This is a genomic window from Dactylosporangium sp. NPDC050588, assembly GCF_040654975.1.
Classification (GTDB): Bacteria; Actinomycetota; Actinomycetes; order Mycobacteriales; family Micromonosporaceae; genus Dactylosporangium; species Dactylosporangium maewongense.
The window spans coordinates 1-12,902 of record NZ_JBFAJA010000012.1 but is presented as its reverse complement, the minus strand read 5'-3'; the positions used below and the strand labels follow the sequence as shown (position 1 = coordinate 12,902).

Annotated in this window: 13 protein-coding genes; 8 read left to right on the top strand and 5 right to left on the bottom strand. The window is 72.2% G+C overall.

Annotated elements, in window-relative coordinates; translation table 11 throughout:
- Position 1 precedes the first annotated feature (1 nt).
- Entirely contained in the window at positions 2 to 1,456 is a 1,455-nt protein-coding gene (locus AB0I21_RS10110) for a protein adenylyltransferase SelO family protein (protein ID WP_360559991.1), read from the bottom strand.
- A gap of 96 nt (positions 1,457 to 1,552) precedes the next feature.
- Positions 1,553 to 1,735 carry a hypothetical protein gene (locus AB0I21_RS10105; RefSeq protein WP_360559990.1) on the bottom strand — a complete coding sequence of 61 codons (183 nt, stop codon included), beginning with the start codon at positions 1,733 to 1,735 and terminating at the stop codon, positions 1,553 to 1,555.
- Positions 1,736 to 1,784: 49 nt separating this feature from the next.
- On the opposite strand from AB0I21_RS10105, the gene AB0I21_RS10100 reads away from it, so the two are divergent.
- The gene (locus tag AB0I21_RS10100) at positions 1,785 to 2,087 is read left to right on the top strand and encodes a TrfB-related DNA-binding protein (RefSeq protein WP_360559989.1); all 303 of its coding nucleotides are present in this window, start codon (positions 1,785 to 1,787) and stop codon (positions 2,085 to 2,087) included.
- Positions 2,088 to 2,135: 48 nt separating this feature from the next.
- Here the strand turns inward: AB0I21_RS10100 and AB0I21_RS10095 are convergent, their stop codons facing one another.
- Complete coding sequence (locus AB0I21_RS10095; RefSeq protein WP_360559988.1) at positions 2,136 to 3,521, bottom strand: cellulase family glycosylhydrolase; 1,386 nt, start codon at positions 3,519 to 3,521, stop codon at positions 2,136 to 2,138.
- A gap of 221 nt (positions 3,522 to 3,742) precedes the next feature.
- Here AB0I21_RS10095 and AB0I21_RS10090 point away from each other — a divergent pair, with 221 nt between their 5' ends.
- Positions 3,743 to 4,420 (top strand): M23 family metallopeptidase, encoded by a 678-nt coding sequence (locus AB0I21_RS10090; RefSeq protein ID WP_360559987.1) that lies wholly within the window; start codon positions 3,743 to 3,745, stop codon positions 4,418 to 4,420.
- Between the two features lie 13 nt (positions 4,421 to 4,433).
- Here the strand turns inward: AB0I21_RS10090 and AB0I21_RS10085 are convergent, their stop codons facing one another.
- Positions 4,434 to 4,931 carry an aldo/keto reductase gene (locus AB0I21_RS10085; protein ID WP_360560124.1) on the bottom strand — a complete coding sequence of 166 codons (498 nt, stop codon included), beginning with the start codon at positions 4,929 to 4,931 and terminating at the stop codon, positions 4,434 to 4,436.
- Between the two features lie 8 nt (positions 4,932 to 4,939).
- Here AB0I21_RS10085 and AB0I21_RS10080 point away from each other — a divergent pair, with 8 nt between their 5' ends.
- The 6 genes from AB0I21_RS10080 to AB0I21_RS10055 all read left to right on the top strand — a co-directional run bounded on the left by AB0I21_RS10080 (position 4,940) and on the right by AB0I21_RS10055 (position 12,607).
- Complete coding sequence (locus AB0I21_RS10080) at positions 4,940 to 5,491, top strand: TetR/AcrR family transcriptional regulator (protein ID WP_360560123.1); 552 nt, start codon at positions 4,940 to 4,942, stop codon at positions 5,489 to 5,491.
- A gap of 114 nt (positions 5,492 to 5,605) precedes the next feature.
- Complete coding sequence (locus AB0I21_RS10075; protein ID WP_360559986.1) at positions 5,606 to 7,027, top strand: pectinesterase family protein; 1,422 nt, start codon at positions 5,606 to 5,608, stop codon at positions 7,025 to 7,027.
- A gap of 117 nt (positions 7,028 to 7,144) precedes the next feature.
- Complete coding sequence (locus AB0I21_RS10070; RefSeq protein ID WP_360559985.1) at positions 7,145 to 7,918, top strand: SDR family NAD(P)-dependent oxidoreductase; 774 nt, start codon at positions 7,145 to 7,147, stop codon at positions 7,916 to 7,918.
- 41 nt (positions 7,919 to 7,959) lie between these two features.
- Entirely contained in the window at positions 7,960 to 8,550 is a 591-nt protein-coding gene (locus AB0I21_RS10065; RefSeq protein WP_360559984.1) for a GrpB family protein, read from the top strand.
- A gap of 116 nt (positions 8,551 to 8,666) precedes the next feature.
- Entirely contained in the window at positions 8,667 to 10,283 is a 1,617-nt protein-coding gene (locus AB0I21_RS10060; RefSeq protein WP_360559983.1) for a methyl-accepting chemotaxis protein, read from the top strand.
- A 59-nt stretch (positions 10,284 to 10,342) separates the two neighbouring features.
- Positions 10,343 to 12,607, top strand: coding sequence for an FdhF/YdeP family oxidoreductase (locus tag AB0I21_RS10055; RefSeq protein WP_360559982.1), 2,265 nt, complete (start codon positions 10,343 to 10,345; stop codon positions 12,605 to 12,607).
- On the opposite strand, the gene AB0I21_RS10050 is transcribed toward AB0I21_RS10055, so the two are convergent.
- Positions 12,594 to 12,902 (bottom strand): pectate lyase (locus AB0I21_RS10050; protein WP_360559981.1); only part of this gene is annotated, 309 nt, incomplete at its 5' end. The genes AB0I21_RS10055 and AB0I21_RS10050 overlap by 14 nt on opposite strands.

Below are 12,902 nucleotides of genomic sequence, written 5' to 3'. Positions count from 1 at the left end.
CTCAGGTGCCGCAGAAGGTCTGGAACGAGGCGCCGAAGCCCTCGGGCGCGGGAGCGGCGTAGCGCTCCAGGCCGGGCCGCTCGGTGTACGGGTCGGCGAGGACCTCGACGAGCTCGGTGAGCGGCGCCAGGTCCCCGCCGGTCGCGGCGGCCAGGGCGTCCTCGACCAGGTGGTTGCGCGGGATGTAGACCGGGTTGACGCGGTCCATCGCGTCGGCGTCGGGCGCGAGCGCCTGCCACCGTGCCAGCCAGGCGCCGGCGAGGGGGTCGGGCAGGAGGCCGCGGAACCGGCCGGCGTCGCCACGGGCGGCCGCGGCGAGGGCGCGGAACGCCGACGTGTAGTCGACGCCCTTGGTCTGCAGCAGCGTGAGCAGGTCCTCGACCAGCGGCGCGGCCACGTCGTCGGCGAGTCCCGCCGGCAGGCCGAGCTTGGCGCGCATGCCGGCGGACCAGGCGGCGTCGTGCCGGGGACGGAACTCCCCGAGGGCGGCCACGGCCAGCTCGACGGCGCGGTCCTGCACCTCGTCGAACAGCGGCAGCATCGCCTCGGCGAGCCGTGCGAGGTTCCACTCCGCGACGACCGGCTGGTTGCCGTAGGCGTACCGGCCGCCGTGGTCGATCGAGCTGTAGACCGTCGCCGGGTCGTAGGCGTCCATGAACGCGCACGGCCCGTAGTCGATGGTCTCGCCGGAGATCGTCATGTTGTCGGTGTTCATGACGCCGTGCACGAACCCGACGAGCATCCACCGTGCGACGAGGGCGGCCTGCGCCGCGACGACCGCCTCGAACAGCGCCAGGTGCGGGTTGGCGCCGCCGGCCGCGGCCGGGTGGTGGCGGGCGATCGCGTGGTCGGCGAGGCGCCGCAGCAGGCCAGCGTCGCCGGTGACGGTGGCGTACTGGAAGCTGCCCACCCGCAGGTGACTGGCCGCCACCCGGGCGAGGACGGCACCGGGCAGCATCGTCTCCCGGCGGACGGGGCGGCCGGTCGCGGTGACGGCGAGCGAGCGGGTCGTGGGGATGCCGAGCGCGTGCATGGCCCCGCTGACCACGTGCTCGCGCAGCATCGGCCCGACCACGGCGAGCCCGTCGCCGCCGCGGGCGAACGGGGTCCTGCCGGAGCCCTTCAGGTGCAGGTCGCGGAGCCGCCCGCCGGTGTCGATCTCGCCCAGCAGCAGCGCCCGGCCGTCGCCGAGCCGCGGGTTGAACCCGCCGAACTGGTGCCCGGCGTAGGCCTGCGCGACGGGCGTGGCGCCGTCGGGCACGGCCGCGCCGACCAGCAGCCGCACGCCGTCGGGTGAGCGCAGCCACGCCGGGTCGAGGCCCAGGTCGGCGGCCAGGGCTTCGTCGAGCGCGAGCAGCCGCGGCTCGGGGAAATGCTCGGCCTGCCACGGCACCGCCATCTCGGGCAGCTCACGGGCGAAGCGGTTGCCGAGGGTGACGGCCGTTGCGATGCTCACCCGGTCGAGAGTACGTCCCACCGGCGGGTGATCCGCTCAGCCGTGTTCCCGGTCACGCCGGGGGACCTGCGCGCGCCGCCCCGGTCACGCCGGCCCTTACGCGGGTTCGCGCACGCCACCGGGGTCGGCGCCGCCCTCGTCGTCGCCGGGCATCGGCTCCGCCGGGGCCTCCGGCAGCCCGCCGGGCGTCCCGGGCAGCAGCTCACCCGGGTCGTCGGGCACGGGCTCCCGAGGGTCGATCGGCGGGTACTCCTCGGGGTCAAGATCCGGATTCGCCATTCCGTCAGTATTGGGCACGGACGCCGCCCCCGCCCGTCAAGCGCCGCGGGTGGTCACCCGGTCACGCGCCCGGCCGGCCGTGCTGTCCGGGGCCGGCCGTGGTGGCAGCAGGACGCTGAGCGCGGCGACGGACAGGGCGAGCCCCGCCGCGACGAGGACCGCCGGGGTGGTCGCGAGCCCGGCGGCCAGGCTCGCGGCCGAGGCGCTGCACCACGCCAGGAAGGCTCGGCAGCTGTCCGCCGAGCGTCGCGAGATCCTCCAGCAGCTGATCGGAAACGGACACTCCCAGGCCGACATCGCCCGCGAGATGGGCGTCACCCGCCAGGCCGTACAGAAGATGATCAGCGCATAGAACGCCGGCCGGACCAGGGAGGTCCGGCCGGCGGGTGAACGAAACAGGTCAGCTGGCCGTGCAGGTGAGCGGGGACGGGACGGCGTTCGTGCCGTTCCAGGTGCCGAGGAAGCCGAACGACGTGGTCGCGCCGGCGCCGACGGAGCCGTTGTAACCGACGTTGCGGGCGGTCACGGCCGCGCCGGAGCTGGTGATCGTCGCGCTCCAGCCGTTCGTGACGGTCTGGCCGTTGGCGTAGGACCAGCCGACCGTCCATCCGGAGATCGCCGAGTCGCCGGCGGTGACACGGACCTCGGCCTGGAACCCGCCGGGCCACTGGCCGACGATCGCGTAGCCGGCGGTGCAGGTCTTGCCACCGGGCGGCGGCGAGGACGACGGGCTGCGCGACGCCGACGGCGACGCGGACGGGCTGCGCGACCCCGACGGGGAGACCGACGCGGACGGCGACGTGGTCTGTCCACTGTAGATCGACGCCTCGCGGGAGGTCGCCTTCAGGCCATTGGCGCCGTTGACGATCCGGTCGCCGAACGTGGTCAGCTGCGCCGGGTTGAAGTTGACCGTCATGTCGAGGATCGGGTCGCTGTTGCCGCTCCACGACCAGGCGATCCAGCCCAGCCCGCGGGCCTGCGCCTCGGACAGGATCGTCTCGTGGTCGACCTCGCCGGAGTTGAACTTCCAGCCGAACTCGCCGACGACGAGCGGCCAGCCCTTGTTCTTGAACGCGTCGAAGTAGGCGACGATCGTGGCGGCGTTGGCGTACACGGCGTACATGTGGATCGACAGCACCGTGTTGTGCTTGGTGTCGGCGTCCAGCACGGTCTGACCCGTGTCACGCATGACGTTCTGCCAGTCCTGGCCCCAGTTCGGGGCGTCGACCATGATGAGGTGCTCGAAGCCGTTGCTGCGCAGCTTCTGGATCGCGGCGGCGGTGGCGGCGGTCCACTGCGCGGGGTTGGTGTTGCCGATCGGCTCGTTGCCGATGTTGATGACGACGTAGTTCTCCTGGCCGACCAGGTTCGCCTTCTGGCTGATCCAGTAGTTGGCGGCCTCGTCCAGCGACGCGGCAGCGCCCTCCTCGCCGTAGCCGGTGGTGTCGTGGACCTCGAGGACGCAGATCAGCTTGTTCTGCTTGCACAGGCTGATGACGGCGGGCACGTCGTTGGAGGGGCCCCAGCGCTTGCCGGTGCCCAGCACCACCCGGATCGTGTTGGCGCCGGCGGCCTTGATGGCCGCGAACGAGGACGTCTGGCCGGTGTACCACACGTGCGGGTGGTTGACCCCGCGCATGATCAGGTTCTGGCCGTTGGCCTCCACGATGTTGCGGCCGCTGATGTGCAGGCCGACCGCGGCGGACGCGGGCTGCATGAACATCACCACCGACGCGGTGACGGCGAGCAGCAGCGCGCCGCCGAGAACGCTGAGTCTTCTCCTCATGGCCTACCTCGAGACATCGATGGGAGCTGGGCGGGCCGGACACTAGGTTCGGCCGTCGACGGCTGTCAACGCGCACGAGCCCCGCGGCGGCCCTCGCGGTGGCGGTGTTTGCGCTGGTACGGATGCGGCCGGCGCGGTCACGCCCGGGTGGGACAAACCGTGTACGTTTCACGCGTTGTCCCGGGACACCGCGTTGCGGCGAACGGGTAGATTGGGTGCCGGTGAGCGCGCGGGGGATCTATCGGCTGACGGTGCTGGGCGTCATCGTGGCCTGCGTGATCGTGTCCTGGGTGACGCTGGCGCGGCGCGCCGAGGGGCACCCGCAGAAGCCGGGGCCGCGGCCCGCGTTCCAGCTGCCGTTCCCATGCGGGGAGTCGTGGAGCCTGACCACGTATGCGGGCCACGACGACTACGACATCGACTTCTTCTACAACGGCGGTCCCAGCGGCGGGCGGGCGGTCCTCGCCTCGGCCGACGGCACCGTCGCCTGGGCCGGCTGGCAGGCGACCCTGGAGGGCGGCGCGCCGGCCGCGCCGGGCACCGTCGGCACCCGCGGCGGCCTCGGCTTCGGCGTGATCATCGACCACGGCGGCGGCTGGTTCACCTCGTACGGTCACCTGCAGACGTGGCCGGAGGTGAAGCAGGGCCAGGTGGTGCCGCGGGGCCGGCTGCTCGGCCACGTCGGCAAGACCGGCTCCACCAGCATCGAGCACCTGCACTACGAGCAGCACGACGACACCCGGGACCCCGGCCACACCCGCGGCAACGCCGACAAGGTCGAGTCCGTCTTCGACGGCGTCTCCTCGGGCATCACCAGCGACGGCAGCGCCGGCACCGGCCCCCTCCGCACGGCCGGCCCGGTCTCCCCGCCCCAGAACCGGACCAGCCGCAACTGCTGACGCGCGCGGTGGGTCAGACGGCGGCGGCGCCGAGCACCCACGAGCGGGTCTGGTCGATGAAGTCGGCCGGGAAGCCGGGGGTGAACCCGGTCGCCGCCTCCAGACGCCTGACCAGCTCGGGCGGCAGCGTGACCTCGGTGCAGCCCAGGTTGTCGCGCAGCTGCTCGACGGTCCGGGCGCCGACGATGGGCAGCACGCCGTCGCGCCGGCGGGTCCAGGCGAGGGCCACCTGTGCCGGCGTGACGCCCAGTTCGCCGGCGACCGCACCGACGGCCTGGGCGACGCCGAGGTCGCGGTCGCTGATCGCGTCCCGGCTCAGGCGGCTCATGGTGGCGGGCGCGCCGGCGGTGTACTTGCCGGACAGCACGCCGCCGCCGAGCGGGCTCCAGGCGGTCACGGTGAGGCCGTAGGCGTCGGCCATCGGCAGGAGCTCCCGCTCGGCGTCGCGGTTGACCAGGCTGTACGGGACCTGCGGGCCGGCGAACGGGGTCCAGCCGCGCCACTCGGCCAGGGTGTTCGCTGCACGGACTGCTGCGGGAGCGCACTTTCGACACGCTCAGCGTGGCCGAGATCATTACCGCCGCGGGGGTCTCCCGGGCGAGCTTCTACTTCTACTTCGCCGGCAAGCAGGCCGTGCTGGCCGAGCTGGTGCGCCGCGCGGTCGGCGCCGGCCACGAGGCGGCGCGGCGGTGGTCGGAGGCGGCGGCGGGCCCGCGCGAGACCCTGCGCGCCGGCGTCGACGCCGGTGCCGGGCTGTGGTTCGCCAACGCCGCCGTCCTGCGCGCGATCGTGGAGAGCTGGGCGTCCGACCCGCAACTGCGCGAGCTGTGGCTGGAGCAGATGGCGTCGTACACCGACGTCGCGGCCACCCGGATCGAGGCCGACGTCCGGTCCGACCCCGCCGTCGCGGCCCGGCTGGAGGGCATCGACGTGCGCGCGCTCGCCGCCTCGCTGACCTGGACCGGCGAGCGGCTGTACTACCTGGCGGCGTGCGGCGTGCCGCCGTTCGACGACCGGACGGTCCTGGTCGACACGCTGACCCACCTGTGGGTGTCCGCGCTGTACGAGTAACGGGCCTTCCTTCCCGATTCCTGTTATGCCCGGCCCCGCCTTCGCATCTACCTGGGTGCCCGCCGGACCGCCCCGGCGGTTCGTAGCTCAGCGTGACCAGAAGGGATCGGGTTCATGTCCAGATCGAGTTGGTCGAGGCGACATCTGCTCTACGCCGCGCTCGCCGTCGTCGTGCCCGCCGTGGTGACCGGGGTGTCGACGCCGCCGTCCGACGCGGCGACCCTGCCACCCACGGGCGGCACCTATCAGCTGGCGGTCAGGAAGAGCGGCATGTGTGTCGACGTGCCGTCGGCGTCGACGGCGAACGGTGCGCTGCTGCAGCAGTGGGGCTGCACGAGCGGCGCGGCCTGGCAGCAGTTCAGGCTCACCGCCGCGGGCTCGGACTACCAGCTGGTGAACGTGAGCAGCGGCAAGTGCGTCGACGTGCCGGGCTGGTCGACGGCCTCGGGGGTGCAGCTGCAGCAGTACACGTGCGTGGCGAGCCAGGCCAACCAGCAGTGGCGACTCGTCGCGTCCGGCACCGGCACCTTCCAGATCATCAACGTGAACAGCGGCCTGTGCGTCAGCGACAAGGACGCCAGCACCGCGTCGGGCGCCGCGGTGGTCCAGGAGACGTGCACCGCCAACAGCAACAAGCAGTGGGCCTTCAACGCCGTCGGCGGCACCGGCCCCGCCACCGTCGCCAAGGACGGGACCGGGCAGTACACCACCGTGCAGGCGGCGGTCGACGCGGTGCCGGCGAACAACACCACCCGCCGGGTCATCACCATCAAGGCCGGCACCTACCGCGAGATCGTCACGATCCCGTCGAACAAGCCCTTCGTCACCCTGCAGGGGCTGGGTTCGTCGGCGTCGGCGACGGTCATCGTCAACAACCACAGCAGCGCCGGCGGCTACGGTACGAGCGGCAGCGCCACGGTCTTCGTCAACGGCCACGACTTCGTCGCGACGAACCTGACCATGTCCAACGACTACGGCGAAGGCAGCCAGGCGGTCGCGGCGAACGTCAACGCCGACCGGTCGGTGTTCGACAACGTGCGGTTCCTCGGCAACCAGGACACGCTGCTGGTCAACAACTCCCGCCAGTACTACGTGAACTCCTACGTCGAGGGCACCGTCGACTTCATCTTCGGCGGCGCGACTGCGGTGTTCAACGCGAGCACCATCCACGAGAAGCGCAGCAGCGGCGGTCCGATCACCGCGGCGAACACCGACGCCGCCAAGACCTACGGCATCCTCGTCTACCGGTGCACCATCACCGGCGCCGCGAACAACGTGACGCAGCTCGGCCGCCCGTGGGGCCCGGCCGCGCAGGTGCTCTACCGCGAGTCGAACCTCAGCGCGACCATGAAGACCGCGCAGCCGTGGACCGACATGTCCGGCAACTCGTGGAAGAACGCGCGGTTCCTGGAGTACCGCAACACCGGCGCCGGCGCCGGGACGAACAGCAACCGCCCGCAGCTGAGCGACTCGGCCGCGGCGAACTACACCCCGCAGAAGTACCTGGCCGGCACCGACGGCTGGAACCCGGTCTAGGAAGCCACCCGCTTGCCCCGGTGCGTGCGCGACGCGTGCACCGGGGCAAGTCGGCTGCAATTGCGCTGCAATCGGGACGCTCCATCGTGGTGCGGCACACGATGGAAGGGACTCAACTTGCGCACCATTCTTGTCACCGGATCGGCCGACGGCATCGGCCTGCACACCGCGACCCAGCTCGTCGACGGCGGGCACCGGGTCATCCTGCACGCCCGCAACGAGGAGCGCGCCGCCGCCGCGAAGGCCGCGCTGCCCGGCGCGGCCGCGGTCGTCGTCGGCGACCTGCGCTCGCTCGACGACACCCGGGCCCTGGCCGCGTCACTGTCGGGGTACGGTCACCTCGACGCCGTCGTGCACAACGCCGGGATCGCCCGGCTGGACAGCACCGAGCGGGAGGTGACCGGCGACGGCCTGGAGTCGATGTTCCAGGTGAACGTGCTCGCCCCGTACCTGCTGACGGCGCTGCTGCCGCGGCCGGAGCGGCTGGTGTTCGTGTCGTCGGCGATGGCCGCGGACGGCGCAGTCGACCTGGCCGACCTGCAGTACGACCGGCGCCCCTGGAACGGGTTCGCGGCCTACTCCACGACGAAGCTGCTCGACCTGATGCTGGCCGTCGCGATCGCCCGGCGCTGGCCCGAGACGCACAGCAACGCCCTCGACCCGGGCTGGGTGCGCACCAAGATGGGCGGCGACAGCGCCCCGACGGACCCCGCGGACGCCGCGCGGGCGCTGGTGCGGCTCGCCGCCGGCACCGACCCGGAGGTGCTGGTCACCGGCCAGTACGTCAGCGACCGTGACTGGCGGCCGAGCGACGCCCACCTCGACGCGGCGCTGCTGGAGGCGCTGCTCGCGCACCTCGCCGACCTCAGCGGGGCACCGCTGCCGGCGTAGGTGTCGTATCCTGGCCGACTTTGCTGTTACAGGAGGTAACGATGGCCAGGTATCCGACGAGCATCACCGAGCGGTTTCACGGCACGCCGGAGCAGCTGGCGGCGGGGTTGGTCGGTGACCCGCCCCGCCGCTGGTCCGCCGTTGTCGTCGATGACTACGACCCGTCGTGGCCGCTGCGGTACGAGACGACCCGCGCCGCCCTGACCGAGGCGCTCGGCGACCTCGTGCTGGCCGTCGAGCACGTCGGCTCCACGGCCGTCCCCGGCCTGCCCGCGAAGCCGGTCATCGACGTGGACCTCACCGTGCCCGACAGCGACGACGAGTCGTCGTTCGTGCCCGTCCTGGCCCCGCTCGGCTACCGGCTCGTGCTGCGCGAGCCGTGGTGGCACGGGCACCGCATGCTGGTCAGCGCGGCCGACGACGTGCACCTGCACGTGTGGCCGCCGGGCGCCCCGGAGCCGATCCGGCACCTGCTCTTCCGCGACTGGCTGCGCGAGCACCCCTCGGACCGGGACCTGTACGCCGGCACGAAGCGGCGCCTGGCCGGCGAGACCGCGGACCGGCCCGGCGACTACAGCCTGGCGAAGAACGACGTCATCGACGCCATCTACGCCCGGATCTTCGCCGCCTGACGACTCCCGGCGGCTCCTGACGGCTTTGCGCGCCGCGGGATTTCTCAGGAGCGGGACGGTTGCGCCGATCGGTGGGGTGCGAGCTTCGCGAGAACGGTCGGCGAGGGGTGGCAGACATGGACGCGCTACGGCGGACGCGGGTGGTCACGCGGCTGGTGATCGGCTTCCTCGTCATCGCGCTGTGCGTGGTGGCCATCTGGATCGCGGCGGTCTCGGCCTCCCACGGCACCCGCGACACCGCCGGACACCTGTCCGCCGCCCAGGCCCAGCTCGACGCGGCCGAGCAGCTGAAGTTCCGCATCACCGACATCTCCGGCTGGCAGGTCGGCTACGCGTTCGACGTCGAGCGCGGCGAGCCCGGCAGCACCGACGACACGGCCGACACGCGGGCGGCCTTCCTGCAGGCGATGCGGGACTTCAGCACCGAGCTGGACACGATGGCGAGCCTGCCGCTGCCGGCCACCGACCAGGCCGCCGTGCGGGCGATCCGCCAGGCGTTCGACGACTTCAAGGCCCTCGACGACCGGGTCATCGCGGCGTACCGGGCGGGGACCCCGGCACAGGTCAAAGCGGCCAACGACCTCGTCGTCGGCGAGGGCCTGGAGGTGTACGCGCGCATCAGCGGCCCGGTCGACCAGCTGCTCGCCGGCGCCAAGCAGCGGTCGGCCGCCGCCGAGAAGTCCGCCCGGTCGACGGCGAGCAGCACCGGCAGGCTGGCCAACATCGTGGGCAGCGTCGCGCTCGTGCTGGCCGTGGCCATGGCGCTGGCGCTGTCGGTCTCGATCCTGCGGCCGCTGCGGGCCCTGCACGAGCGCCTGTCGGACATCGCCGAGGGTGAGGGCGACCTGACCCACCGGCTGGTGGTCAGCGGCAACGACGAGTTCACCACCGTGAGCCGCGAGTTCAACACGTTCGTGGAGAAGATCGCCGCGACGGTACGGGCGATCAGCGGGTCGGCGTCCACGGTCGCGGTCGCCAGCGAGCGGCTCAGCGACACCTCGACCCGGATCATGACCAGTGCCCAGCAGACGTCGACCCGGTCCGGGCTGATCGTGGCGTCGGCCGACGAGGTGTCCGACAACGTCCGCACCGTCGCGACCGGCGCGGAGCACATGAGCGCCTCGATCCAGGAGATCGCCGGCACCGCCGCCGACGCGGCCCGCATCGGCGGGCAGACCACCGAGCTGACCCAGTCGGCGCACGACCTGATCGGCCGCCTGAGCGGGTCGAGCCAGCAGATCGGCAACGTCGTCACGGTCATCAACGACATCGCGGCGCAGACCAACCTGCTGGCGCTCAACGCGACGATCGAGGCGGCCCGGGCCGGCGAGGCCGGCAAGGGCTTCGCCGTCGTGGCCACCGAGGTGAAGGACCTCGCCCAGGAGACCGGCCGGGCGACCAGCGACATCGCGTCGAAGGTACAGAGCATCCAGGCCGACACGATGGCCGCGACCGAGGCGATCACCCAGATCGTCGAGATCACCGGGCGGCTCGGCGACTACCAGAACACCATCGCGGCGGCCGTCGAGCAGCAGAACGCCACCACGACCGAGATCGGCCGCAACATCTCCCGGGCCGCGGCCGGCTCGGCCGACATCGCCGCGAACATCGCCACCATCTCCGACGCGGCCCGCATCACCACCAGCGGGGTCGAGGAGACCCGCACCGCCGCGGAGGAGCTGTCGGCGATGAGTCGCGAGCTGCACGCCCTGGTCGGCCAGTTCCGCGTCTGACAGCGGCGCCGGGGACGGGCTACGCTCGGTGGGTCTCAACTACTGCTGGAGCCGCCGCGATGCCGATCGACGAAGCCGAGGAACGGCTGCGGGTCGGGCCGCCCGCCGACCACGCGGCGGGGCTGCCGGCGGTGCGGCTCAGCGTCACCAACGCGGTGCGGCGGATGGGGATCGTCAAGGCGACCCGCAACCTGCTCGCGCTCAACCAGGTCGACGGCGTCGACTGCATGAGCTGCGCGTGGCCCGACCCCCAGGGCAAGCGGCACACCGCCGAGTTCTGCGAGAACGGGGCGAAGGCCATCTCGTGGGAGGGCGTGCGGGAGACCGTCGAGCCCGCGTTCTTCGCTGCGCACTCCCTGGAGGACCTCGCCGGGCGCACCGACCACTGGCTGGAGGCGCAGGGCCGGCTCACCCACCCGATGGTCCGCCGCGACGGCGGCACCCACTACGAGCCGATCTCCTGGGACGAGGCGTTCGCGCTCGTCGCCACCCACCTCAACGCCCTGGACGGCCCCGACGAGGCGGTGTTCTACACGTCCGGCCGGGCCAGCAACGAGGCGGCGTTCCTCTACCAGCTCTTCGCCCGCGCGTATGGCACCAACAACCTGCCCGACTGCTCCAACATGTGCCACGAGTCGACGTCGGCCGGGCTGGCCGCCACGATCGGCATCGGCAAGGGGTCGGTGTCGCTGCAGGACCTGCACGAGGCGGAGCTCATCGTCGTGTCGGGGCAGAACCCCGGCACCAACCACCCGCGGATGCTCACCGCGCTGGAGACCGCCAAGCGCAACGGCGCGAGAATCCTGGCGATCAACCCGCTGCCGGAGGCGGGGCTGCTGCGATTCGACAACCCGCAGAAGGCGCGCGGGCTCGCCGGCCGTGGCACCGGGCTCGCCGACGAGCTGCTGCAGATCCGCTCCAACGGCGACCTGGCGCTGTGGCAGGCCATCGGCCACCTGCTCCTGCAGACGCCCGGGGCGGTCGACCGTGACTTCGTCGACCGGTACACCACCGGCTTCGACGAATGGGAGCGCCACGCGCGCGCCGTCGACCGCGCCGCGGTGCTCGCCGCGACCGGCCTGACCTGGTCGCAGATCGAGACCGCCGCGGCGATGCTGGCCGCCTCCAAGCGCACCGTGCACTGCTGGGCGATGGGCATCACCCAGCACCACAACGCGGTCGCCACCATCAAGGAGTTCGTCAACGTCGCGCTGCTGCAGGGCAACATCGGCAAGCCGGGTGCCGGACTGTGCCCGGTGCGCGGCCACTCCAACGTGCAGGGCGACCGCACGATGGGCATCTGGGAGAAGCCGCCCGCCTGGTTCCTCGACGCGCTCGGCGCCGAGTTCGGCTTCGCGCCGCCGCGCCTTCCCGGTCACGACGCCGTCGACGCCGTGAAGGCGTTCCGGGACCGGCGGGCCAAGGTGTTCGTCGCGCTCGGCGGCAACTTCGTCGCCGCCATGTCCGACACCGACGTCACCACCGCCGCCATGCGGGACGCGACGCTCACCGTGCAGGTGTCCACGAAGCTCAACCGCAGCCATGTCGCCGCCGGCCGCACGGCGCTGATCCTGCCGACGCTCGGCCGCTCCGAGCAGGACATGACCGGCGGGAAGGTGCAGCGGGTCACCGTCGAGGACTCGATGTCGGAGGTGCACGCGTCGCGGGGGCGCTCCGCGCCGGCGGGCCCGCTGCTGCGCTCGGAGGTCGACATCGTGTGCGGTCTCGCGGCGGCCGTCCTGGGGGACCGGCACGGCATCCCGTGGGCGTCGTTCACCGTCGACTACGACCGGATCCGCGACCGCATCTCCCGCGTGGTGCCCGGCTGCGCCGACTACAACGCCCGCATCGCCGACGGCGGCTTCACGATGCCGCACGGGCCGCGGGACTCCCGCACGTTCCCGACCCCGGAGGGCAAGGCCGTGTTCACGGTCAGCCCGCTGGTGGTCCTGGAGGTGCCGCCGGGACGGCTGGTGCTGCAGACGATCCGCAGCCACGACCAGTTCAACACGACCATCTACGGCCTGGACGACCGGTACCGCGGCATCCGCTCCGGGCGGCGGGTCGTGTTCATCAACGCGCTCGACCTGGCCGAGCTCGGCTTCGCCGACGGGGACACGGTCGACCTCGTGTCGGAGTTCTCCGACGGCCTCGAGCGTCGCGCCGCGCGGTTCCGGCTCGTGGAGTACAACACGCCGAAGGGCTGCGTCGCCGCGTACTACCCGGAGACCAACCCGCTGGTGCCGCTGGACTCGCAGGCTGCGGTCAGCGGCACCCCCACGTCGAAGTGGGTCGTCGTGCGGTTGGTGGCTAGCGGTACGTGATGTCGCTCGCGCTGTAGAAGCAGTTGACGCCGTCCGCGCCGGAGCCGACGTGGGTCGGCTCGCTGCCCTTCGGGGCGCCCTTGTACTTGTCGCAGATCGTCGCCGAGCCGTAGACGGTGATCCGGGTGAACCGGGCCGTGTCGCCCCAGTTGATGTTGATCCCGGCGATCACCTTCGTGGACTTCGCGATGATGTTGTCCACCACGACGTTGCGCTGGTAGGAGTTCGTGCAGTTGCCGCAGGCGCGGTACAGCTTGCCGGCGTTCTCGACGTAGAAGCCGGAGATGTTGACCGT